General features: G+C 43.0%; 18 protein-coding genes and 1 tRNA gene. 10 read left to right on the top strand and 9 right to left on the bottom strand.

The window, feature by feature from the left end:
• Positions 1 to 603: 603 nt before the first annotated feature.
• On the bottom strand, positions 604 to 1,248 hold the full coding sequence (locus tag ACVBJC_RS17475) for a LysE family translocator (RefSeq protein ID WP_447162199.1): 645 nt from the start codon (positions 1,246 to 1,248) through the stop codon (positions 604 to 606).
• Positions 1,249 to 1,450: 202 nt separating this feature from the next.
• Between ACVBJC_RS17475 and nadE the strand changes: the two genes are divergently transcribed.
• Positions 1,451 to 2,281 carry an ammonia-dependent NAD(+) synthetase gene (gene nadE, locus ACVBJC_RS17470; protein WP_447162200.1) on the top strand — a complete coding sequence of 277 codons (831 nt, stop codon included), beginning with the start codon at positions 1,451 to 1,453 and terminating at the stop codon, positions 2,279 to 2,281.
• Positions 2,282 to 2,623: 342 nt separating this feature from the next.
• Here the strand turns inward: nadE and ACVBJC_RS17465 are convergent, their stop codons facing one another.
• Positions 2,624 to 3,103: a DUF6942 family protein gene (locus tag ACVBJC_RS17465; protein ID WP_447162201.1), complete on the bottom strand. Its 480-nt coding sequence runs from the start codon at positions 3,101 to 3,103 to the stop codon at positions 2,624 to 2,626.
• 105 nt (positions 3,104 to 3,208) lie between these two features.
• Between ACVBJC_RS17465 and ACVBJC_RS17460 the strand changes: the two genes are divergently transcribed.
• On the top strand, positions 3,209 to 4,648 hold the full coding sequence (locus tag ACVBJC_RS17460; protein WP_447162202.1) for an alpha/beta hydrolase: 1,440 nt from the start codon (positions 3,209 to 3,211) through the stop codon (positions 4,646 to 4,648).
• On the opposite strand, the gene ACVBJC_RS17455 is transcribed toward ACVBJC_RS17460, so the two are convergent.
• The gene (locus ACVBJC_RS17455) at positions 4,645 to 6,816 is read right to left on the bottom strand and encodes a sensor domain-containing diguanylate cyclase (RefSeq protein ID WP_447162203.1); all 2,172 of its coding nucleotides are present in this window, start codon (positions 6,814 to 6,816) and stop codon (positions 4,645 to 4,647) included. The two genes, ACVBJC_RS17460 and ACVBJC_RS17455, sit on opposite strands and share 4 nt — an antisense overlap.
• 431 nt (positions 6,817 to 7,247) lie before the next feature.
• Here ACVBJC_RS17455 and ACVBJC_RS17450 point away from each other — a divergent pair, with 431 nt between their 5' ends.
• On the top strand, positions 7,248 to 7,472 hold the full coding sequence (locus ACVBJC_RS17450; RefSeq protein ID WP_447162204.1) for a cytochrome c3 family protein: 225 nt from the start codon (positions 7,248 to 7,250) through the stop codon (positions 7,470 to 7,472).
• A gap of 118 nt (positions 7,473 to 7,590) precedes the next feature.
• On the opposite strand, the gene ACVBJC_RS17445 is transcribed toward ACVBJC_RS17450, so the two are convergent.
• The 3 genes from ACVBJC_RS17445 to ACVBJC_RS17435 all read right to left on the bottom strand — a co-directional run bounded on the left by ACVBJC_RS17445 (position 7,591) and on the right by ACVBJC_RS17435 (position 9,907).
• Positions 7,591 to 7,667: transfer RNA gene (locus ACVBJC_RS17445), tRNA-Pro, on the bottom strand.
• 153 nt (positions 7,668 to 7,820) lie between these two features.
• Positions 7,821 to 9,605, bottom strand: a complete 1,785-nt coding sequence (locus ACVBJC_RS17440; RefSeq protein ID WP_447162205.1) for a DUF3413 domain-containing protein — start codon at positions 9,603 to 9,605, stop codon at positions 7,821 to 7,823.
• An 83-nt stretch (positions 9,606 to 9,688) separates the two neighbouring features.
• A complete protein-coding gene (locus ACVBJC_RS17435; protein WP_447162206.1) occupies positions 9,689 to 9,907 on the bottom strand; it encodes a YejL family protein in 219 nt (72 codons plus the stop codon).
• Positions 9,908 to 10,404: 497 nt separating this feature from the next.
• On the opposite strand from ACVBJC_RS17435, the gene yejK reads away from it, so the two are divergent.
• From yejK to ACVBJC_RS17420, 3 genes are all read left to right on the top strand, one after another.
• Entirely contained in the window at positions 10,405 to 11,433 is a 1,029-nt protein-coding gene (yejK, locus tag ACVBJC_RS17430; RefSeq protein WP_447162207.1) for a nucleoid-associated protein YejK, read from the top strand.
• A gap of 382 nt (positions 11,434 to 11,815) precedes the next feature.
• The gene (locus ACVBJC_RS17425) at positions 11,816 to 12,694 is read left to right on the top strand and encodes a 6-carboxytetrahydropterin synthase (RefSeq protein WP_447162208.1); all 879 of its coding nucleotides are present in this window, start codon (positions 11,816 to 11,818) and stop codon (positions 12,692 to 12,694) included.
• Positions 12,695 to 12,715: 21 nt separating this feature from the next.
• Positions 12,716 to 13,549: a M23 family metallopeptidase gene (locus ACVBJC_RS17420; RefSeq protein WP_447162209.1), complete on the top strand. Its 834-nt coding sequence runs from the start codon at positions 12,716 to 12,718 to the stop codon at positions 13,547 to 13,549.
• 93 nt (positions 13,550 to 13,642) lie between these two features.
• On the opposite strand, the gene ACVBJC_RS17415 is transcribed toward ACVBJC_RS17420, so the two are convergent.
• Positions 13,643 to 14,149 carry a DUF2062 domain-containing protein gene (locus tag ACVBJC_RS17415; RefSeq protein ID WP_447162210.1) on the bottom strand — a complete coding sequence of 169 codons (507 nt, stop codon included), beginning with the start codon at positions 14,147 to 14,149 and terminating at the stop codon, positions 13,643 to 13,645.
• 32 nt (positions 14,150 to 14,181) lie between these two features.
• Here ACVBJC_RS17415 and ACVBJC_RS17410 point away from each other — a divergent pair, with 32 nt between their 5' ends.
• The 4 genes from ACVBJC_RS17410 to ACVBJC_RS17395 are packed head-to-tail and all read left to right on the top strand — an operon-like array spanning position 14,182 to position 19,702.
• Positions 14,182 to 16,656 carry a DNA internalization-related competence protein ComEC/Rec2 gene (locus ACVBJC_RS17410; protein WP_447170513.1) on the top strand — a complete coding sequence of 825 codons (2,475 nt, stop codon included), beginning with the start codon at positions 14,182 to 14,184 and terminating at the stop codon, positions 16,654 to 16,656.
• 32 nt (positions 16,657 to 16,688) lie between these two features.
• Positions 16,689 to 18,524 (top strand): lipid A export permease/ATP-binding protein MsbA, encoded by a 1,836-nt coding sequence (gene msbA / locus ACVBJC_RS17405; protein ID WP_447162211.1) that lies wholly within the window; start codon positions 16,689 to 16,691, stop codon positions 18,522 to 18,524.
• Positions 18,525 to 19,517: a tetraacyldisaccharide 4'-kinase gene (gene lpxK, locus ACVBJC_RS17400; protein ID WP_447162212.1), complete on the top strand. Its 993-nt coding sequence runs from the start codon at positions 18,525 to 18,527 to the stop codon at positions 19,515 to 19,517.
• 11 nt (positions 19,518 to 19,528) lie between these two features.
• Positions 19,529 to 19,702: a Trm112 family protein gene (locus tag ACVBJC_RS17395; protein WP_084221416.1), complete on the top strand. Its 174-nt coding sequence runs from the start codon at positions 19,529 to 19,531 to the stop codon at positions 19,700 to 19,702.
• 215 nt (positions 19,703 to 19,917) lie between these two features.
• Here the strand turns inward: ACVBJC_RS17395 and ACVBJC_RS17390 are convergent, their stop codons facing one another.
• Together ACVBJC_RS17390 and ACVBJC_RS17385 are read right to left on the bottom strand one after the other, a co-directional pair.
• A complete protein-coding gene (locus ACVBJC_RS17390; RefSeq protein WP_447162213.1) occupies positions 19,918 to 20,313 on the bottom strand; it encodes a hypothetical protein in 396 nt (131 codons plus the stop codon).
• Between the two features lie 111 nt (positions 20,314 to 20,424).
• Entirely contained in the window at positions 20,425 to 22,227 is a 1,803-nt protein-coding gene (locus ACVBJC_RS17385; RefSeq protein WP_447162214.1) for a hypothetical protein, read from the bottom strand.
• Positions 22,228 to 22,679: the final 452 nt, after the last annotated feature.

Raw genomic sequence — 22,679 nt, 5'->3', positions numbered from 1 at the left:
CGTCATGGCCGAGCTTCCAAGGATGGACTTGTTGCGTGTCACGGCAGTGTCTGCACATAAGGTCGTTCCTTCACATCTGCCCCATAGGGATATGGGAAATGTCATTATGATGTAGGGAACATCATTGACCATGTGATCACGACATTCGGACGTCCTGTCCAGCACCCGCTGCAGGCGATTGATAACTCTAAAGCGACTATTTCGAATTAGCAGCCCCGTAGCCACAGCTCAGACAAAAAATGTAATCAACCTTCATTCGAAGGGCAACCAACTTTGGGGCATTTTCAAGTTAGACATCAAACCACGACTTCCCAAATGAAGGCGCCAATTATCCAACGTTGATACGGCTGCAACCGATGAAAACATGGCTGCTCTACGTCATCTATGTCACCGCGGCATTTGTGAATCCATTCACATCAGATGTTTTCGTTAAGCCTACCTGGACCTACTAGGGGCGAGCCTCAGCAGTATCTGCACATAAGGTCATTCCTTCACATCTGACCCTTAGGAATATGGGAAATGTCATTATGATGTAGGGAACATCATTGAACATGCGATCACGACATTCGGACATCCTACCCAGCACTCGCTGTATTCGATTTGCTAGTGTGATGCCACGAGTCCCGAGATAATCATCAGTGCTACGCCAATAAATACAAGCCCGGTAACGAGATTAATTAGTGGGCTGGCCTGTTTCATTTTAAGCTGAATAGTGGGCTTGGACAGTACTACCGCAATCAAACTAAACCAGATAAAGGATAAAGAAAACAATAGTAAAGCGGCCATACTCTTAGTTGCGAAACTGACCTGTGGGGTGATCAGAGTAGAGAATAGCGTGATGAAAAACACCAGAGCCTTGGGGTTTAAAATATTGGTATAGAGCCCTTGCATAAAGCCTTTATAAGGGGTTATTCCTCGCCCTTGCGTGGCTGTTTCAATCGATACAGGATCTTTCCAGTGCAGCCATGCAGCTTTTATCGCGCCCATGCCCATCCAGGCTAAATAGCTAGCGCCAGCCAACTGAACAAGGGTGAATAAAAGGGCAGAGCTTTGAATGATAAGGCTAACCCCCGTTAAACTGAGTAGGGTGTGCCCGAGAATCGCGACCGCTATGCCAAGCGCCGAGGCAACAGCTGCAGCGCGAGACTCTTGAGTGGCAAGGCGAACCACTAAAGCAAAATCAGGCCCTGGGCTTGCTAGCGCAATGAGATGGATGAATGACAGTGATATAAGTAATTGAAGTTCCATCTGATGCCTAGGTAATTATTTGATTTACTGCTGATTAAGAGCAACATAGCTATTGAGTAAATGCCAAGAAGCTTAATTTAAAACAGCTGTGAGTTTAGAAATAATAAATTAACACGATTGTGAGTAATCAGCCCGTGAATAATCGCAACAATTGGCCCATAATAGACACCGATTTTATGCCAACACTATTGGAGCGCAGAACGTGAAAGGACAGATCTTAAGAGAAATGAAAGTGCTTAAGGCTATTGATCCCGCTTTTGAAATACAAAGACGGGTTGCATTTATTAAGTCAAAGCTTAAGCAGTCCAGTACCTCTTCTTTAGTTTTGGGGATCAGTGGTGGTGTCGATTCTTCATTGGCTGGTCGCTTGTGTCAGCTTGCTATTGATGAGCTGAACGCTGACTCAGAGACTAACCAATACCAGTTCATTGCAGTTCGTTTACCTTACGATGTACAAAAGGATGAAGATGAAGCGCAATTGGCTTGTCAGTTTATTCAACCTTCAAAGCAAGTTACGCTGAATGTAAAACTTGGCGTTGATGGTGTTCATAGTGAAACGCTGGCTGCCGTTGAAGCCGCGGGTATTAGCTTACCAGAAGATGATAAAATTGATTTTGTGAAAGGCAACGTGAAGGCAAGAATGCGCATGGTTGCTCAATACGAGATCGCGGGTTTAGTCGGTGGTTTAGTGGTTGGTACCGATCACAGTGCTGAAAATATAACCGGGTTTTATACTAAGTGGGGCGATGGAGCCTGTGATTTAGCGCCTTTATTTGGCCTAAATAAGCGTCAAGTTCGCCAGCTAGCTGCATGCTTAGGTGCACCTGAACAGCTGGTGGTTAAAGCGCCAACGGCTGATCTGGAAGAGGGCAAACCGCAATTAGAAGATGAAGTCGCACTGGGTTTAACCTATGATCAAATTGATGACTTTTTAGAGGGTAAAGAAGTCAGCCACTTCGTTAATGATAAGCTAGTTGGTATATACCGCGCGACTCAACACAAGCGTGAGCCAATTCCAACAATTTATGACTAGGGTCAAAGCGCCTGAGTAGCGGCTTGGGTTGCGTTAGATACTAAATTTTATGAGCAAATAATGTGATTTATAAATTTTGATATTAACCCAATGACTTGATTAACAACAAAGGCGCCTAGGCGCCTTTGTTGTTTGTACTTGCCTAGAAAATATGTTGTTCTGTATTACAACATCGAGTATTGGCATGACTTTAAGAAACCGCTTTAAGCAACAGTTTTTTATACAATAGCTTTAAAAAATGGCTTTAAGTAATAGCGTTAAGCTTTATCTTTAAGCGGCATCGTTAAACCATAGCGTTAAGCGCTAACCTTAAGCAAACGAGCTCAGAGGTTGGCTTAGAGATTAGCTTAGTGCGGGCAAGTTTAATCTGGCCCTTAACTTATCTATTTGCAGGTTCGGAAATTGACGATAATCAAGATAAGGGCAAAGATAGATGGCTTGATTAAGGTGCCTGCTGATATAAGTTGTTGTGGGATCTACTGGATTAAATTGTTGTTCAGATAATGACAATGCGTGAGCGCTTTGCTGGCCACAAACAATGTGAAGTGTGGCGCCTGGCGTTAACTTGGTGGCACCGATGCAGATAGATTCGTTGTGTTTTAATAATTGTGTATCGCGATAGTGTTTCCACTGTTTATCGGTCACTGAAATTTTAGCCATTATGGTAAATATTTTACGCCAATGATTGCCATTAGCGTCGATAAGTTGCGCGATTGCATCGCTTGAGTGGTAATGCCAGTCATCAATGATTGCTGGTGGAGTGGGTAAGTAAAAGCAGGTGCTCGCGGTGAGTTCGCCGATGAGGTAATTATTTTTATTCAATGTAAGCCCTTATCTTTACCAGTTCGTATTAAAAACGTGTACGTTATCTTTTATTATTACATTATCTTTTATTATATTGCCTGTTTAGGATGAATAGCGACGCTTATGAAAGCCATTATTATTGGATCAACAAAACATCTTGCCTTTGCTTTGTTTTATGCATCTTTAGGCACTAGCATTGCGTTAATTGCTATGGCCGTATGGTTTTTAAATTCCCGTCCCGATCTGTCACTTTGGCATACTACCGACTTAACCTCTGAATATCGCGTAAACAGCAACCTTAATAGCTTTGAAGAATATCTGGAGCTTGAAGATAAACTGTTCGCTGAGCTAGAAAGTAAAGTGTATCAGCAGCCTGTCGACCCACAGTCCTTCGATATCATTAATCGTTATGTGAGAGGCAGTTATTCGGATCCTGGCCACTGGGAGCAAGATTGGAATCGCAGCTATGAGTGGCCCAAAGCTGATGCCGAATACGGCGTGTTGCTACTGCACGGCATGTCTGATTCTCCGTACGCCATGTCACACTTCGCCAAGCATTATAAAAATAAGGCTCATGTTTTAGGGCTTAGGTTACCAGGCCATGGCACTTTACCCTCAGCACTCACCAATATCTACTGGCAAGACATGGCTGGAGCTGTAGCGCTGGCTACCCAGCATATGAAAACAGCGTTGGGGGACAAACCCCTCTACTTAGTTGGTTTTTCCACAGGGGCAGCGCTCGCGCTAAACTATGAATTAGAGCGCTTAGCGACGAAAAAACTAGCTGATTACTCGGCGATGATTTTTCTTTCTCCTGCAATCGGTTTACCTCCTGTTGCCGCAGGGGCTAAATGGCAAGCAAGGCTAGGTACTGTGCTGGGGCTAGATAAACTGAGCTGGAACAGTATTCAAGCTGAATACGATCCGTTTAAGTATGGTTCTTTTGCGGTTAACGCTGGGGATGTTGTTTATCAACTTTCAATGCGTAATCAACAGCTGATAAAGCAGCTCGGGCAGACGGGATTAAATGCTTTACCTCCCATTTTGACCTTTCAGTCACTGACTGATGATACCGTGGATACAAGCGCTGTGATAAGTGCACTCTATAGCCAGCTACCTGATGCAGGCCATGAATTGGTGCTATTTGATATTAACCGTACGCAAGTCAATTTAAGCCTGATTCTAAATGATCCGTTACAACCTTATCGACAGATGATGACCGATGGAGAATTCAATTATGATTTTACCTTAATTGAAAACCAGAGCCTTGATAGTCGTGCAATTCAAAGCCGTAGTATCAATGACGCTAGTGTCATACCGCTGTCATTAAGCTGGCCTAAGCAAGTTTATTCACTGTCACACGTAGCATTACCGTTTCCTATGAGCGATGGCTTGTATGGCCCTGTTTGGGATGCTGACAAGCAACATATTCAGATAGGCTCAGGTGCTTCTCGAGGAGAGAAAGGGGTGCTCAGTGTTCCGGCTAGCGAGATCATGAGACAGAAATGGAATCCATTTTATCCCTATATACTCAGTAAAATGGACGAGACGATTATCCCCTAATTGTCAGGGAGTTCTTTATCTTCTAAGGTCGTGAACACTAATTGGTTTCGACCGGCTTCTTTGGCTTGATACAGGTTGAGATCTGCTTGTTTAACCCAGTCTTCCAGTGATGTACTAAAGGTACCATTACCAATAACTGCTCCGATACTGGTGGTGACTTGAAACGTTTGCTTAGCATCGATGACTAGACTTTCAAGTTTCTGTCTAAAGCGTTCCAAGTGATGTTCAATTTTTAGTGCATTACACAGTGGCATGATCAACAGAAACTCTTCGCCGCCATACCGAACAATAATATCTGAATCGCGTTTAAACTCTTGTTTTAGCAACTTGGCAATGCGTTTAAGGGTGAGATCGCCTCCGTCATGACCATAGGTATCGTTAATAAACTTGAACTTATCAAGGTCTAGCAATGCGATTGCAATGACTTCATCGCTTCGTTGGCAAAGATCTTGAATCGCTGGAAACTTATCTTCTGCATAGCGGCGGTTATATAAGCCCGTTAGTGGGTCTTTTTCTGCCAGCGCTTTTAACTTGCTATTGGCGTGCTCAAGCTCCAGGGTCCGTATTGCTACTTTCTCCTCTAGCTCTAGTTGATAACCAATAAGCTGACTCTTACTTTGCTGTAGACGTTTAAATAGCGAATAAACCTCCTGAGGAGACTCTTCGTTTACAGCATATTCGACATTATTACCTTCAAGGCTAGTGCTGAACTTATTGGCGATATTTTCTAAAGGCAGAGTCAGGCGCGCACTGATCACTCGTGAAATATAAATAGTGATCAATAATGAAATAAGCAGTATTGCAAACGTGGCTAAGTACATGCTTTCGACCAATTCTACCAATGGCCTAAAAGGATTCAGTACAAATAATTGCCAATCATTACTGAGCGTCACACTGGCATAAACATACTCAGGCGCCTTATTGTCGCCGTGGCTGATATTAAGCATTGGGAGAGAGGTAATATAGTTTTCGCTAGGTTGTGAGAAGCTAAATTCGCTCAAGGGCGCTATATCGAGTCCATCTGAGGCGTAAATCACTTTTCTATTTTTATCGATGAGCACAATGGACTGGTGCTGTGAATCAGTGTTGAATTTATCAACCTTTTTAAATTCATTTAAATTGAGTGAGCCTTCGATAATGCCTATCGGTTGATGAGGGTTGTTGGCTGGGTAAATGGGCGAGCTAATCGCTACGATAGGATCATTACCAAAGCCTTTACCTAAAAACGGTGGTGAAATATAAGCGCGTTGGTTTATATAAGATTCGATAAAATAGTTTCTGTCACGGATGCTAAATTTTTGAGGATTAACAGTGCCATTGGTAAGCAAGGACGCGGGGCTAGCGGCAATGACGTTGCCTTCGTCATTGGCGAGCAACATAGTAATGAATCCAGAGTAATTATTATGTAGCTCAGACAGTAATATTTGTTCTTCTGTCTTACTGTGTTTATTTAGGCTGAGCCAAGCAGCTGCATTGGTAATCGCTCTTGTATGCGAATCAAGATAGGCTTGCGTTGATAAAGCCAGGTGGTTGGCTGAGCTTTTAATATTGCTATATAGCAAGCGTTGTTTGCGTTCAATAAATTGGTTATTAAACAGTAAGGCTGACAATAGCAAAGCGATAGTGATGACGAGGGTAAAAGTATAGGTGAGTTGTGCATTGAACGTTCGACGCTGCTTGTCCTTTACTTTGTATGAAAAGTACCAGAAAGAGGGCGTTAAGATGATCAGCAAAGAGCCGATACAAGCATAAACCAGACCATTAATTCCCTGTTTTAAAATGACGAATGCAATATGACTGCTAGGCAAGTCGGAAAATAAAAAGATATAAAGGTAGAAGAGCGGCATACCGATAAATAGCCAAAAGCTAAAGCTGGCATATAAGGCGTAAATATCTTTTCTTCTAGCTAAACCTAAGCAGAGCGCTTCAACGCCGAATAAGACGTAAACGTGAGGGCTGTCCCAGGCAATCATTAAGCCGGTGACGGTAATGATTGCGGTATAAAGTGCATACCAAGGGCCCAGCAATACTGCGACAATAACGTAGGAAACGTTGCCAAGGATCAGTTGAATGTTAGCAAATAAGTGTATCGGGTATAGGTTGATGATTAAGCCGATTACGCCTAACGAAGTGGCTAACAATAATTTGTTTTTTTCTATTTTCCCCAAAAATATGCGCCTTAGTTAGGGTGGAAGTTTTTGTTTTGTCTTGGCAGTTTACAATCTATTAACTTTATAGCTAGATATCAACTTTTAACCAAATATCAGAGACTGAGTGTGCAAAAAGTAGTCAGTAAGGTCAACTTGTTTGACTGAGGCTTTCTTATTGGGAACTATCAGGTTTAAAAGAAAAATATTTAAATTTGATGATATGTCAGACCTCGCTCACATCCTTTACAAGTCATCGAGGAGTCATTCAGCTTTTGTTCAATTTGATGGCTAGATTTAAGTTTCAGTTAAGGTTAATTCATATCATGGTAGGCAAGGGCTGCTGAGACACTAAGTCTTTCATTTATTAGGCAGCACTAACAAAATAAGCCTTAACAGTTCTGTGACACCACAAACATTAAGTGCGATAACTCCGATATTAAGGAATGCATATGAAATATTTAACTTTGGTTGCTGCGTTAGCGTTTTCTGCTTCAGCTATGGCTGTAAACTGTACTGACTGCCACGAGACAATTAATGTTGAAGAGCATACAGAAATGGAAGCAAGCATTGCGACTTGTAACGATTGTCACGATATGGCAAGTGCTCACGAGTTAGATACAGAGATCCACACTCCTGACCTAACAATGAAAGAGTGTTCAGACTGTCACGAGTAAATACTCGGCAGTGATAAAAGCGCTGTAGTGATAATTTAACACAGTGCTTTTATCTAGTTTGCTACTGCAAATTGCAGATACAAAAAAGCCAGCGATTAGCTGGCTTTTTTGTATAATTTGGTCGGGATAACAGGATTTGAACCTGTGATCTCTTGTCCCCCAGACAAGCGCCTTACCGGACTAGGCCATATCCCGAGATATTCTACAGAACAAGTTATAAAGCATTTATAACTAAGGGGGTATTTCTGAAGAACCCGCACTTTATCAAGTCATTATTGTTAGCGCAAGCTCTTCATGTGTGATGAGAATTCGTTTGCTTAGTTTATAGTCTTTTATGCTATAGCACTTTTAGTGGATGTAAAGCCTACGACCTTCTCGCATCACTTCCACAAGCTCTGGGGCACTTAATTTCTTTTTTAACGGCTTAGTATAGTCATTGTCGTAGATACGGTACTTACCATGTCGATCAATAACGGTAATTTCATGCTCTTGATAAATCGCAAAAATACGATGGTCACCAACATAAACCCAAGTCTTATCACTCGGTTGCATTAGGCTCTGATCAGAACTGTAGTCTGATGCAGGGTTGGTACAACCTAAGGTTTGAGTCAAAATTGCCGGCACTAAGCCGTTGTGCGTCGTGCGATATTTTATTTTTTTGGCTGTCTCTTCATTTGACCAATGGATAATCATTGGTACGCGAATGCTATCGGGTGACAGGTTGACTCTTGCTTCGTCAGAATTACTGGTAAACATTTTGCCGCTGATACCTGTAATGACAACCATAGTACTTTTTGGAAGTGTGCTCACAACCTGCTCAATCTGTTTGTCGATAAAGTTAAGCGACTGTCGATACTGGTTAAATAGTACTTTTTGTGCAGGCTTAAACTTTGACGATGCTTGAACCGTTTTAATACCTAAGAAGCCAATAGGCGTGTCATAGCTTTCTGGTGACTTTAGGTTGAGTAAGCCAAACCAGGGTTGGGCCGCCGATTGAGTCCATTTTTGCCAGTTAGCAACGGACTGCAGATCAGATTTTGCGTAGCTGTCGATATGCTCTGAGTTAACGCGTGTAAAGTCGTTAAATATTGCTTGGGGCTGCCCTAGGGTATCTTGAGTGGTAAATAACGCTAATTGATACCCTTTATCGCTGAGTTCTTGGGTTAATACTGGACTACGGAAATGTAAATCTACCGCGTTAGAGTAGCTACCTTGAAGCCCATAAAGCAGGCTAAACATGCCGCTACTAAACTGATTGCCACCGCTGAGGTGTTCAGTAAAGTCCATGTTCTTTTTCGCATAAGATGCAAGGAAAGGCATGGTCGCGCTATCAACTAGATCGGCTCGTAAACTATCAACTGCAATGACTAAAATGTTAGGTAGGTCATCAGCGCTACATTGCAGCTTTGCTAATGGGTAGTCTAGGCTAGCCTTTGGTGGCGTTTGGTTCTGCTGATCTTGAATACCTTCAATACCGTAACTTTCCATTAAGCTTTTAGCCGTAGCGGGGTAAGACAATGGATAAGCATCATCGAAATGGGTAATTTCGGTTACATCTGCGGCATCGCCCCAAATATGGATCAGGTGACTAGCAACAAAACAGGCACCAACAATCACGACTATTCGGTTACCTATATTCCGTTTGCGGATTTTTTCAATCCGTTTCCAAAGGAAATTCGCCAAAGTAAGCTCTATCGCCAAAATGGCGAGAGGTGTGATGATGTAGGAGGTGCCCCTTAATAAGGCATTTAAGTCCGCCCAGGCCAGATCAAATACAAAGGGACTTAGATGAAGACCATAATCATCATAGATAACCGTATCATAGAGTAATAAACATAAGCTCAATGTCGCCACTACAGCGGCATATCCCCTGAGGACCCTTGAATAAGGAAGCAATAAGGTAACAGGGAAGATAAGCACCAGATAAACCATAAAAGCTAAAAAGCTAAAATGACCTACGGTGCTAATAACTAAATAGCCCCAGCCAATAAATGATTCGGGAAGTCCTATGGTGTCGAGATAGCGATAGCCGACAATAATGGCCAGTAGTCCATTAATGAAAGCAAACCAGTGCCCCCAGCTTACTAAGCGTGAGACGCGATCACGTCCAATCTGTTTTTGTCGCTCGACCATGTTGACCCATTTATTGTTTAGGGGTTGTAGAGGCTAAAATCATTATTTTAGCCTCTACTTATTCTGCTTAATATATCTGTATCTTAGTTAGTTTTCACTGACTGCGACAATGCTTTAGCAAATTGCTCTGCAACTACTTGACGCGCCTCAGCTGGAACTTTCTTTTCTAGCAGATGAGTGACGCAATTACCAAGAGCCATCAAGCTTAAGTCTGTTGGAGATTGATGTTTTGCTAGCACTGCAAGTAAATCTGCAATAATAGACTCTACTTGGGTATTAGAATATTTGGATTGAATAGCCATAATTAAAAAGGTTCACTTTAAATCTTGATTAACGGCATATAATAACGGATTTTTTGCAGAAGCTCCGCACTTTTTATTGTACTTTTTACAGTGCTGGTTGCAGTGTTGGAAATTAGGCGGTGGGATTAAGTGACTCTTGTGTTGAAAATCGCCAATCAGCTTTTGCATCAAGCTAACATTCAAGCAATGCTACCTTGTGTGTTCACCCTTCTTGCTTTTGTTTTTATCTTGTTGATTTTCAATGTTTTTGCCTTTATTTTCTCGTTCTGATTATAATCAGCTTATTCATTAATACTGCAATCATATGACTTTAAACGCTAGGCCTTAGTTCACTCAAGCAAATATAGATTTATTGCGACTCTCTGGTATGATAGCGGGCATTACAATGTGGTTGGATTAGGTAGGATTGCTCTTCCCTTACCAATGACAGATATCAATTGTTTCCAATAAGAGTGTGAGAAAGCCTTACGCTCCTTGCCAAATTTTATCGAGGCTCAATGAGTATTAACGTCGAACAAGCAATTATCCACTCCATTTCTCAAGATGGTGAAGGTCAACTTAGTTGTCGATTACGTCCACAACCTTTGCTAAATAGCCAAGCGGTTGAGGCGATGCTAGAAGAGTTGCATCAAACTTATACCACCAAAGCCGGTAAAGGGTTTGGCCATTTTGGTATTAGTGGTGAAGATGGCGAAGCAAACACTAAGTTTGAAGAAGCCTTAACCACTTATCGCAGTGGTGAGCTTGGCTTTGTCGAATTTTCTGGGATTGCGGGTAAGTTGCTACAAGAAGAACTGGCTAAGTACGACTTTAGCACTGGCGGGTTCTTGCTGCTATCTTGCTACACCTACATGACAAGCGATTACCTGTTTGTGTCTTTGCTTAACGCAAAATCATCGATGACAGTACTCGACGATATGGAACTGTCGCAAAATACACATTTGGACCTAAACAACGTACAACTCGCTGCACGTATTGATTTAACTGAGTGGCAGGCTGATCCAGAATCGAAAAAGTACATCTCTTTTGTGCGTGGTCGTGCAGGACGTAAAGTTGCTGATTTCTTCTTGGACTTTATGGGTTGTGTTGAAGGTGTTAATACCAAGGCTCAGAACAAGTCGTTGATGAACGCTGTTGAAGATTTTGTGGGTAATAGTGAGTTAACCAAAGATGAGCGTCAACAAGCTCGAGAGCGTGTATTTGATTACTGTAGCGAGCGCTGTGATGAAGGTGCCTCGATTCAGATTAAAGACTTAGCCGATGAACTTGCAGACCAAGGTATGGACTCTTTTTATGACTTTGCCCAAGGCGGCAATTATGAATTAGAAGAGGAGTTTCCTGGTGATAAGCCAACCTTAAGACAGTTGAAAAAGTTCTCTGGCACAGGTGGTGGTGTAACGCTAAGTTTTGATGGCCAACATCTAGGTGAGAGAGTGATCTACGATCCTGTATCTGACACCATCATTATTAAAGGTGTACCGGCAAACCTTAAAGATCAACTCGATCGCCGTCTTAAGGGGGAGTAACCCCTTAAGCATTACAAGTGCCTCTTGTTCATAGCTGATTATGAATAAAGGCAAATTTACAAGCCGAACCTTAAGTGTTCGGCTTTTTTGTGTCGGCTTATATTTCAAAACAGTTCTATAAAAGTGTATGCAGCAAGTTCTAATGGCAAATGTTATTTTGCAGTCAGTAATGAAGATGCATAGTTAACAGCTTCATGGATTGTGTAATGCTTGCTCTAAAAAAGGCAATTCACACTAAAAAAGTCGAATGTTGAGCTTGATCATTGTAAGCTGAAGTTATTATCAGAAGAGTCAGCTTACTGACTCATCAACACATTAGCATCCTGTGGCCATTGCTGCATGGACTAAGACAGGTAGACTGTTTTTCTACCTAGGAGCGAAAATGCAATTGTTTGTTAAAGATTTAACGGTTATCGATTTTTCTTACCTGTGCCCTATACGAGGCATGGTTGGTGAAAGCTGGATTGTTGATGTGTTGCTCGACGGTGGTTTAGATGAGCAAAATATGGTGCTCGACTTCGCGAAAGTGAAGCGCACTATTAAAAATACCATCGATGCGGTGGCAGATCACCGCCTGTTGGTTCCTACTGCCTGTAGTGAAGCCCGTTGGCAGCAACAAGGTGACAGAGTATGGATGGATTTTTCGAGCCAACAAGGTGATATTCATCTGGCCTGTCCGTCGCAAGCATTTGCACTTATTCCGAGTGAAATCATCGATTTTGACAGCGTGAATAAATTTTTACAACAAGCCTTAAAAGAAGTCTTACCCGCAAATGTAGAAGGTATTTCGTTGACACTTAGAAACGAAATACATGATGCTCCCTATTACCATTACAGTCACGGTCTAAAAAAGCACGATGGTAATTGCCAGCGAATCGCTCACGGACATCGTAGTCCTGTAACGGTATTTGAAAATGGCATTGCGGCGCCCAAATGGGATGAGTATTGGGCTAAACGTTGGAACGATATTTACCTCGCGACAATAGACGATCAAGTTCTCGTCGGTTCATTGTCTTTGTCTCCACAGACAGCTGTAAGCGATGCGACCCATTTTGGTTTCCATTACCAAGCGCCCCAAGGTGACTTTCAGTTAGCCATGCCTAAAGCGCTTTGCGATATTCTTCCTCATGACACGACGGTTGAGTTATTGGCTGACTATATGGCACAGACCTTATCTGACAAAGTCCCTAGCAGTGGTTTTAAAGTGATTGCTTACGAAGGCGTGGGGAAAGGCGCTATTGCGAGCAGGACGGTCGGATAACTCAGTATTAAAGGAGTGGCTTTGAAACCATTTACGCAGATTGTTTTTACTAGTTTATTGACTAGCTTAGCTTTTCAAACGAGCGCGGCAGTTCAGCTTAACGGTGAGTTATCTCAAGGGGCACTGATCCGAGCCCAGGTACAACCTGGCACTCAGGTGTTTTTAAATGATGAGCCGGTACGCGTGAACGAGCGAGGTCAGTTTGCGTTCGGCTTTGCCCGTGAAGCGGAGTCAGAGCAGATGCTTAAGCTTGTTTATCCCGATGGTTTGACTGAGCTGAAGCCGTTAAAGATTAAAAAGCAGCAATATAAGATCCAACACGTTAATGGGATCAGTAAGAAAATAATGAAGCCCGATCCTAACGCGCAAGCTCGCGCTGCAAAGGATTCTAAACAAGTCAAAGCGGCTAGGGCACAATTTACTGAGAGTAATGCTTTTGCGCAAAGCTTTATATGGCCATTAACAGGCAGGATCTCAGGAGTGTATGGCAGCCAGCGTGTATATAACGGTAAACCTGGCACACCTCATTATGGGGTTGATGTGGCAGCAAAAACAGGGACTGTGGTTATGGCACCTGCCGATGGCGTGATATCACTCTCTGTGCCAGATATGTTTTATTCTGGCGGCACCATGATCATCGACCATGGTTATGGCGTGAGTTCGAGCTTTTTACACTTAAGTAAGCTTTATGTGAAAGAGGGCGATACCGTCAAACAAGGCGATAAAGTTGCTGAAGTGGGTTCAACAGGCCGCTCGACAGGCCCCCATTTGGATTGGCGAGTGAACTGGTATCAGGTTCGGCTCGATCCAACGACCATAGTCCCATCGATGAAAAGTGTATTGGCACAAAAATAATAGCAATAAACCAGTAATTCTCTGATTTAAAGCCATTAAAAAGCAGTCTTGATGACTGCTTTTTTTGTGCTCTTTGTTCAACAAACGAACAGGCTATTTATAGCGTTTTTTCCACTTAAATAATACTGAGTATTTCCAGAGGTTTTTTATCACAAAGTAACCGACCAGTGAGAAAATACCTGCCAACACAATACAGCCAAGCAAAAACGGCGGACCTATGGTTTCAAGTGATGCTTGGACCCAGTGCCAGCTGGCTTCAAAATTAAATGCTTGTGGCTCATGCCCGAGTAAACTGGCGCCTAAAAGGTAAGCCATATAAAACATAAAAGGCATGGTGATAGGGTTTGTTATCCACACCAGCGCTACTGCAAGTGGTAAGTTTACGTTAAATAATATGGCTAAAGCCGCTGCCAGTACCATTTGAAATGGCATTGGGATCCACGCGACGAACAGGCCTACCGCAAATGCCCCAGGCGCTGAGCGTCTATTTAACGTCCACAGATTTGGCTTTAAGAGTAGATCACCAAACATGCGCAAGTGTTTATGTTCACGCAATGTTTCGGGCTTTGGCATAAATTTTTCAATAATTTTTTTTGGCATAACTTCAATTTGCTGTCTTAACTTAATTCACTATGAATCGATTTATGTGCGGTTACTGCATCACTATTCTGTCAACGATGCTTTGGCCATCCTTGGTGAACCTATACATCCTACCTTTGTTGATCGTAGTGGTTATTACAGCCTGTAAGCGTGCTCCATTTATTGCTGGCAGCTTATTAGCAATAAGCTGGATAAGCATTTTCTATTCACTACTAATGGACTGGAACACTGGCGAAAATATTGAAACATTGAATGTTGAGGCCGAAATCATATCACTTGTTCATACAAACGGCGACCGGATTAGTATGGATATTGTGCTGATCGATTCAATTTCACCCCATCTTGTCAGTAGGAGGATGAGATTAATTTGGAACGAAGCGCCGTTTATTGTTCCTGGTCAGCGTTGGCAATTACAGATTAAAGTTAAACCGATCACGAGCATTTTAAATCAAGGGGGATTTAACCAACAAAAGCATCTGCTCGCTAAGCACATTATAGGCAAAGGTAAGGTTATTAGTGGTCAAATTTTGACAACTGATTTGTCTTACCGTATGAGGCTTATCGAAAAGTTGAAACTAGTTTTATCACCTTATGAAAGTGCCGATCTGCTTTTAGCGCTGCTAAGTGGCGATAAATCAATGATATCGTCTGAGCGTTGGCAACAACTTAGAAATACAGGGGCGGGTCACTTTTTTGCTATCTCGGGGTTACACCTGTCAGTGGTATCACTGTGGTTGTTAATTGCTGCAAAATTGGTTTTGTATCGTCGTTTTCCAGTTTCGAGTCGGCGTAATTGGCTTTGTTGTTTAGCATTCTCACTGCTTGGCGCAGTGGCTTATGCTTATCTTGCGGGCTTTTCGGTGTCTACCCAGCGTGCGCTTATCATGTTGATTGCTTATATCAGCTTTAGCGTGCTGAGCCGTCACTCCTCAAGCTGGGAAAGATTGCTCTATGCACTTTTTGTCATTTTGCTTATTGACCCACTAAGCCCATTGAGCGCAAGTTTTTGGTTATCATTTTGTGCGTTAACCATTATTCTCCTCACGGTAACACGCTACTTCTCCGTAGCTGCTGAGGCGACATCAGGCTCACTAATGTCAGTGACAAATAGGCTTGAGACTCATTCGGCCCAAATCTGCACTTCCGACACCCATTCTCTTGAAACTAATGCTCTCGAAATCAATAGCCCGGCGGCGCCAACCCGTTGTATTACGGCTGCAGAAAATAAAAGCTCAATCCCTTATCGGCATTTATGGCCTCAATTAAAAATTGCAGCATTGGCATTTTGGGCAGTGCAGTGGCGCTTAACGCTGGGTCTAGGTGTTATTCAAGCGATTTTCTTCTCTGGGACTTCTCTGGTGAGTCTTTTGGTCAATCTGGTTTTGGTGCCTTGGTTTAGTCTAGTGCTTATTCCGATAAGCCTGATGTCTTTGCTAGCTTTTATCATTATGACAGCTCTGGGGTTTTCTGGCGGTGGTGTTTTTACTCTGGCAGCGCTGGCGATGACTCCTGTGGTTAATTTACTTGATTATGCTAGTGAGGTTAACTTTGTTTGGCTCGATCTTTCTGACAAAGTTGTAGCTGCGTTAATCATGGCCTCTATCGGCCTTTACTTACTGGTTAATATTAAGCAACTTACATGGCGTTTGCCATTGTCAGTAATGTTACTCCCGTTAGTGCTCAGCGTGTTATTTCACTTTAGCGGAGCACCAAAAGAGAACCGTTGGCAGGTTCATTTACTCGATGTCGGGCAAGGATTATCTTTGGTCATAGAGAAAAATAATCGGGCACTTATTTATGATACTGGCGCACGATATGGTGACACCTTTAGTTATGCAGATAGAGTGTTACTTCCTTTTCTAAAAAGTCAGGGGATCGGTAATATTGATTATCTTGTCGTCAGTCATGGTGATAACGACCATGCAGGCGGGGCTGCTTATATTATTGATAAGTATCCCGATGTCGTAGTGATCTCTGATTTGATCCCGATACAGCAACATAGCTGCAGACCTAAGACATTGGTTTGGCAGAATCTTAATCTTGAAATTTTAGCGCCGTTAGAGCCTAAAAAGGGGAATAACGGTTCATGTGTTATTCGAGTTAGCGATACCGGCAATAGCGTGCTACTAACGGGGGACATTGAAAAGCAGACGGAATATCGGTTACTTGAACGAGCAGCAAAGTACGGCTTTAGGTTACAGAGCCGGTTACTCATAGCCCCTCATCATGGCAGTAGAACCTCCTCTACCACATCCTTTATCGATGCTGTCGCCCCCGAGCTGGTTTTATTTCCGGCAGGATTTAGAAATCGCTATGGATTTCCTAAAAAGGAGGTCGTCGAACGTTATGAACAACGGGATATTGCTATGTTTACGGCTGGGGAACAAGGGCAGGTTAGTGTTTTATTTGACCAAGAAACTATGAAAGTTCGAACATATCGTTCAGATTTTGCACCATTTTGGTATAACAAAGTGTTTAGGTTTGGCCAGAATAAAAATCCAGAGTAGAATGCTTCTTTTGCCAAAATGTTAATCTCTCAATGACAACATCTCCTAAAAATGAAGTCTGGACTGTATTTAAGCGCTTATTAGGTTATTTGAAGCCTCTTAAAACAGTATTAGCTTTTGCCATAATCGGCCTCATTATGTACGCCCTTGTGGACGCAACATTTATTGCCGTGATTAAACCATTTATTGATGAAGGCTTTGGTGGTCAAGCAGGCCAAGCGGCCCAAGCTGCTGGTGGTGTAACGGGCGGCGTAAGTAGTCTCGATTTTGGTACTGGTGACGGTTTTAACTCTGGCAGTGATGTTTTGCTGTTGGCACCATTTGTCGTTATCGGCCTGTTCTCACTTCGTGGCCTTGCAAACTTCCTGTCGACCTACTGTATTTCTTACATGAGTGCACGGGTGATTATGGATATGCGCCAAGAAGTCTTCGAGCATTACTTGACTCTGCCGGTAAGCTACATGGATAAAGAAAACACCGGTAACTTAATTTCTCGTGTGACCTACGACACCGAACAGATTGCGCGCGCATCGGGTAGTGCACTGATCACTATCGTTAGAGACAGTATTACCGTGATCGGCATGATTGCTATCATGTTCTATTTCTCTTGGAAACTATCTTTAGTTATCTTAATTGTCGGCCCTATTATCGGCGTAGTGATCACCGTTGTGAGCCGCCGATTCAGAAAAGTGTCTAAGCAAATTCAGACCGCCATGGGCGGAGTCACTGCTGCGACTGAGCAGATGATTAAAGGCCATAAGAACGTATTGTCTTTTGGCGGACAAGAAACAGAAGCTCAGCGTTTTGCAAAAGTTAACGATCAAAACCGTTACCAAACAATGAAACTGGCTACAGCTCAGGCTATTAGCCAGCCGTTAGTGATGATTATCGGTTCGTTTGCATTAGCATTTGTACTTTATGCAGCCAGTATTGACAGCATGAAAGCAGAACTAACAGCGGGTACGTTTGCCACTATTTTAGGTGCCATGCTAGCGATGCTGCAGCCGATTAAAAACCTTACCCGGGTTAACGCTGAATTCCAGCGTGGTATCGCGGCCTGTACTACAGTGTTTGAACTACTCGATACTGAGCCTGAAAGTGATACTGGTACTCTAGAAGTTGAGCGAGTAAAAGGTGAACTTGCCTTTAATCAGGTAGACTTTAGCTATCCAGGACATGAGAAGCTAGCACTAAGCGGTATTGACTTTAAAGTAGAGCAGGGGCAAACATTAGCATTGGTCGGCCGTTCTGGCTCTGGTAAATCGACCATTGCCAGCTTAGTCACTCGTTTTTATACTGGACTTAAAGCGGGTGAAATCACGCTTGATGGCCAAAATATCAATGATTACAAACTTAAGTCGTTGCGAAGCCAAGTTGCATTAGTCTCACAACAAGTGACCTTGTTTAACGACAGCATTGCTAACAACATCGCTTATGCATATCCAGGTGTGGCGACAAAAGAGCAGATCATTGAAGCGGCGACACTGGCTCATGCGATGGAGTTTATTGAGCCTATGCCAGAAGGGTTAGATACCCAAATTGGCGAAAATGGCGTGATGTTATCTGGTGGGCAGCGTCAGCGCATTGCAATTGCTCGTGCGATATTACGCAATTCGCCAGTACTAATTCTTGATGAAGCGACCTCAGCGCTTGATACTGAGTCTGAAAAGGCAATTCAGCAAGGGCTTGATAACTTACGTCAAAACCGAACCTCTATCGTGATTGCACACCGCTTATCGACGATTGAAAGCGCAGACCAAATTTTAGTGGTTGACCAAGGTAAGATCATCGAGCGTGGTACTCATGAGTCTCTGCTCGCCAAAGGCGGCGCTTATGCCAACTTGTATCAAATGCAGTTTGGTAGCTAAATGCAGTCCTGGGTAAATAAACTGTGGTATCAAGGTCATCCGCTGCGGTTTGCGCTCTGGCCGTTGTCGCTGTTATTTGCGCTGATCACAGGTTTTAGGCGCTTTCTGTTTCGCTTAAAGGTAAAAAAAGCGCTTAAGTTGCCTGTGCCTGTGATTATTGTCGGCAATATTACCGTTGGTGGTAGTGGTAAAACACCCACCGTCATTTATCTTATCGAGTTGCTGAGAAAGCACGGTTTAAAACCCGGGGTTATCAGCCGTGGCTATGGCGTCGAAATTGATGGTGTGCGTGCGGTTTTTCCCGGCGATAGCGCGGATAGTGTTGGCGATGAGCCTGCGATGATAGTGGCTCGAACTCAAGTGCCTATGGTGGTTGGTGCTAAGCGGGTCGATGCCGCTAAACACTTGTTGGTAGAGTTTGATGTGGATATCATTATTAGTGACGATGGATTGCAACACTATCAACTGGCTCGTGATATCGAGCTTATCATTCTTGATGGTGAACGACGTTTAGGTAATGGCATGTTATTGCCAGCAGGCCCACTACGTGAAGGTGCGTGGCGTTTACGCAGTGTTGATCATGTTATCGTTAATGGCGGTGTTGCACTTGCTGATGAGCAGGTGATGACCCTTGAACCTGCCAAATGGTTACCGGTTTCTGCAAATCATAATGCTAGTGCTGCTCCAACAAAAAGTGAACCTCTTGTGGCAATGGCTGGTATCGGCAATCCTCAACGTTTTTTTGATTCTCTGCAAGTGCAGGGATATCAAGTTGCGCAATCGCAAGCATTTGATGATCATAGTGCTTATAGTGAAACAGCGCTTAATCAACTAGCAAATGGCCGTTTGTTGGTGATGACTGAAAAAGATGCGGTGAAATGTCGCGATTTTGCAAAAGATAACTGGTGGTATCTCGCGGTAGATGCGAAGCTATCTCCCTCATTTGATAAACAACTACTGGCCAAAATTGATCGGTTGGTAGCAGATAAGTAAAGGCATTCGAAATGGCATTTGATAAAAAATTACTCGAAATCGTTGCGTGTCCAGTGTGTAAAGGCAAGCTTGAATACAATAAAGAAGCCCAACAGCTGATCTGCAAGGCAGACAAGCTGGCTTATCCTATCAATGACGGTATTCCGGTATTGCTAGAGAACAAAGCCGAGCCTTTGGCTGAATAAGCTAAGCTTGTTATTCTAGAACTAGAGAAAACTAAAAGCACCGAAGAGGTGCTTTTATCATTTTGGTTATCTAAGAGTGCATATGCTGGATAGCAAATAACGGCTTAATAAATTGACGAACAGTTTTAGATTCGTAACTGCTACAGTAATAAAAAAGGCGAAGGTAAACTCTATCGCCCAAGTGTTGCTATAGCTTATCTAGCTTCAAGCACTAGCTAATTTTTTACAGCGTTGACTTCGATATTTACGCCATGAGAAACCTTACTTCCTTCATTGTCTTCTAATAACACTGTTACACCGTCGTTAGCTGGTGTGGCATAATTGATAGCGGCTGCGCTATCAATACCAGGTAGAAGCTCAACAGTAAAGGGACACTCATAGAAATCGTTATCGTTTAGAGAACCACTATATCCAATGGTGTGTCCATTAGCACATGCTGGGTATGGCACAAATTCATGAGACCCACCGTCATTGAGCAATGTATGACCGGGTACCGGTGACAAATGATCAATCACAGACTCACCGTGTATGGTGATATCTGTTAAGGTCACATCTTCGATACCGGTATTTTTAATTTTCAACACCATAAGCTTACTGCTGGAAAATGTCATTGCTGTTACTGGTGGGAGGTTAGTAAAGGTTACGGTTTCATTATCACTGGCCTCTCGCTCTACTAGGTCATCATCGACACAGTAGACCGTAGCAAGGTTGATATGATTACCTCAAGCATCACCTTGTAGCTTCATGGTGATAACACAACTCGCTGAATCACCCGCTGATAGCCAGATACCGTTACCCAGATTGGTACCATTAACATCACAATCTGCTGTGATATCTGTGGCTGTACCAATGGGGTTCATGTTGGCATCCAAAAGCACGTCATCTAATTTGTAGAATTTAACAGCATCAACTGTGGAGGTATTGGTAAACATAAATGTATAGTCAACATCTCTATAGACTGAGGGGTCATCACCGGTTTCACTGACACTCTTTGGAACTGCTGTTTTAACCAGTGAGATCGTTGATGCCACATCAACGACAGCGACCATTTCCGTACTGTCACTAAGTGCTGTGTCACCTTCATCATCTTTGGCTATTGCATCCACTTTATTCATGTGTTTAAAGCCTGCATTGCCGGTAATAGCCTTAGTGAATTTACAAGTGTAAGTTCCGTTCTCAGCGATACTAGTAGACAGCGCGCCACAATCACCCGCTAGAAGATCACCGTATACGCTGTCAGATAGTGTCGTTAGCGTAAGTGGCGAGTCCCAGAATTCAGCATCATTTTTAACCTCAATGGTAAACTCAACATTGCCACCTGGTTCTAATACTTCATTTGGATTAGCCGTTTTAGTCACGGTAATTGCTGGTGGCAGGTTAGTGATCTGTACAGTGATCTCATTACTACAATGATCACCCTCAATACTGCCAGGAATATCGATACAACTATCACCGTCAACAACGGCTGTACCGTTCTTATCTTCTAACGAGAGCATGACTAAGTCATCGTAGAACTGCGGACTTTGGTCATTGGGTAAGTCTCTGTCGACAATGTGTACCGTGAAGGCACAACTGTAGGTGGCACTAGGCAGAATTTCACCGCCGTTAGCAGGCATAGAGCAGTTCGTCGAGGTCAGGTACTGTCCTTCAACATTTGTATTGACTGCAACTGGAGTAGCCCAAAGGTTAATTGAAGCATCGAACGTTCCCTCACCACCAATATCTATTTCATCAGTTAGTGATGTGATAAACAGTGATGTCTGAGCATTAGGGTTAGTAAAGCTTACTGTATAGTTTAAGGCTCCACCTGGTTCACTGCGGGTTGATGATTGGCTGGTTAGGGTTTTAATCACGGTTGGTGGGTTAGGTTTGATAAATACATCGATATCGAAGGTGTCACAACGACATTTAGATGGTGAACCTGCGGGAGTGGGAGCCCCGGCAGAACAATTGCCATATTCTTGTTGGTTCCAAGAAGCACAGTAATTAAAATCGGCCTTGTCTGAGTTATCATCATCACGACACAGCATGGTGATCGTTTCTCCGACATATTCGTGTACTTGACTGTTGCCTGCTTTTTTACTTATATCGGCACAGGCATCACCATCTAAATCGATACCAGGTAATTCAGTTGCACTACCACTTAACACCGAACAGGTATTAGTTTCGCTCTCGTCTTTAGCACTCCATTTGCCTTCTGGTAACCAGATCCCATAACCATAACGGCTGGTGGCCGTGGTTACTATGGTGAAGTCGGCTTTAAAATCAAATTCTTCTCCATCGGTACACTCGACCGGCGTTGTTCCGTCAGGGTTAGTCACATTTTTGACTTCACTGACTCGAATATCATTGGCGGTACAGGTTAAATGGCTACCAGAGTATTGGGCTAAGCAGACATTATTTTTCAGTTGCGGCAAGAATCCCGCATCTGCGGTTGACAGACTCGTGACGCCATAAAGGGTCGTTGCGCTTACCAGCGCAATACCGAGCGCTTTGATAAGTCGTTTGCATTTAAATCGTTTCATAATATTTACCATCTTAATTAGTTAATATGGATAAAACGTACTTGTTACTTTTTGCTAGCCAACTTTTGATAAAGTGCTAGCGTGAAATGTTTAGATATTCGGCGTAATTTAGCGTTGCGCCGTTGTCGACATAGTGCCGATAAAGCTGAACACCGGAGTGAAATAGCTCTATGTCACTGGGCTTCAGTGAGTGAGATTTAGTGAGTGGGTATTCAAACTTGTGACTAAAGAATAAGCAAACACTGCGCCATAGATGTAAGGTTCTGAATACAAAGTTAAAAGTGATACTTAGCGCAGCTTTAAAATGTATTGATGTTTCAAGGATGAAACAGGGGGCGATTAGAGTTAATTTTTAACTGTTTGTTTGTGCTCGATTTACACTCTAATGTTGTTCAAGCAGATAGTGTAACGCTTGTTACACTTGGTGTTGCAGCGCATGTCTTTGTAGTATT

Source organism: Shewanella sp. 0m-6 (assembly GCF_052977325.1).
The sequence above is the reverse complement of the archived record's forward strand: the minus strand, read 5'-3'. Positions and strand labels throughout refer to the sequence as shown.

What these genes read in the sequence shown, in the direction of transcription:
- ACVBJC_RS17475 (WP_447162199.1), bottom strand. Translation starts at nt 1,248, where the DNA reads ATGGAACTTCAATTACTTATATCACTGTCATTCATCCATCTCATTGCG.
- ACVBJC_RS17460 (WP_447162202.1), top strand. Translation starts at nt 3,209, where the DNA reads ATGAAAGCCATTATTATTGGATCAACAAAACATCTTGCCTTTGCTTTG.
- ACVBJC_RS17450 (WP_447162204.1), top strand. Translation starts at nt 7,248, where the DNA reads ATGAAATATTTAACTTTGGTTGCTGCGTTAGCGTTTTCTGCTTCAGCT.
- ACVBJC_RS17440 (WP_447162205.1), bottom strand. Translation starts at nt 9,605, where the DNA reads ATGGTCGAGCGACAAAAACAGATTGGACGTGATCGCGTCTCACGCTTA.
- ACVBJC_RS17435 (WP_447162206.1), bottom strand. Translation starts at nt 9,907, where the DNA reads ATGGCTATTCAATCCAAATATTCTAATACCCAAGTAGAGTCTATTATT.
- yejK (WP_447162207.1), top strand. Translation starts at nt 10,405, where the DNA reads ATGAGTATTAACGTCGAACAAGCAATTATCCACTCCATTTCTCAAGAT.
- ACVBJC_RS17425 (WP_447162208.1), top strand. Translation starts at nt 11,816, where the DNA reads ATGCAATTGTTTGTTAAAGATTTAACGGTTATCGATTTTTCTTACCTG.
- ACVBJC_RS17415 (WP_447162210.1), bottom strand. Translation starts at nt 14,149, where the DNA reads ATGCCAAAAAAAATTATTGAAAAATTTATGCCAAAGCCCGAAACATTG.
- ACVBJC_RS17410 (WP_447170513.1), top strand. Translation starts at nt 14,182, where the DNA reads ATGAATCGATTTATGTGCGGTTACTGCATCACTATTCTGTCAACGATG.
- msbA (WP_447162211.1), top strand. Translation starts at nt 16,689, where the DNA reads ATGACAACATCTCCTAAAAATGAAGTCTGGACTGTATTTAAGCGCTTA.
- lpxK (WP_447162212.1), top strand. Translation starts at nt 18,525, where the DNA reads ATGCAGTCCTGGGTAAATAAACTGTGGTATCAAGGTCATCCGCTGCGG.
- ACVBJC_RS17395 (WP_084221416.1), top strand. Translation starts at nt 19,529, where the DNA reads ATGGCATTTGATAAAAAATTACTCGAAATCGTTGCGTGTCCAGTGTGT.
- ACVBJC_RS17390 (WP_447162213.1), bottom strand. Translation starts at nt 20,313, where the DNA reads ATGACATTTTCCAGCAGTAAGCTTATGGTGTTGAAAATTAAAAATACC.
- ACVBJC_RS17385 (WP_447162214.1), bottom strand. Translation starts at nt 22,227, where the DNA reads ATGAAACGATTTAAATGCAAACGACTTATCAAAGCGCTCGGTATTGCG.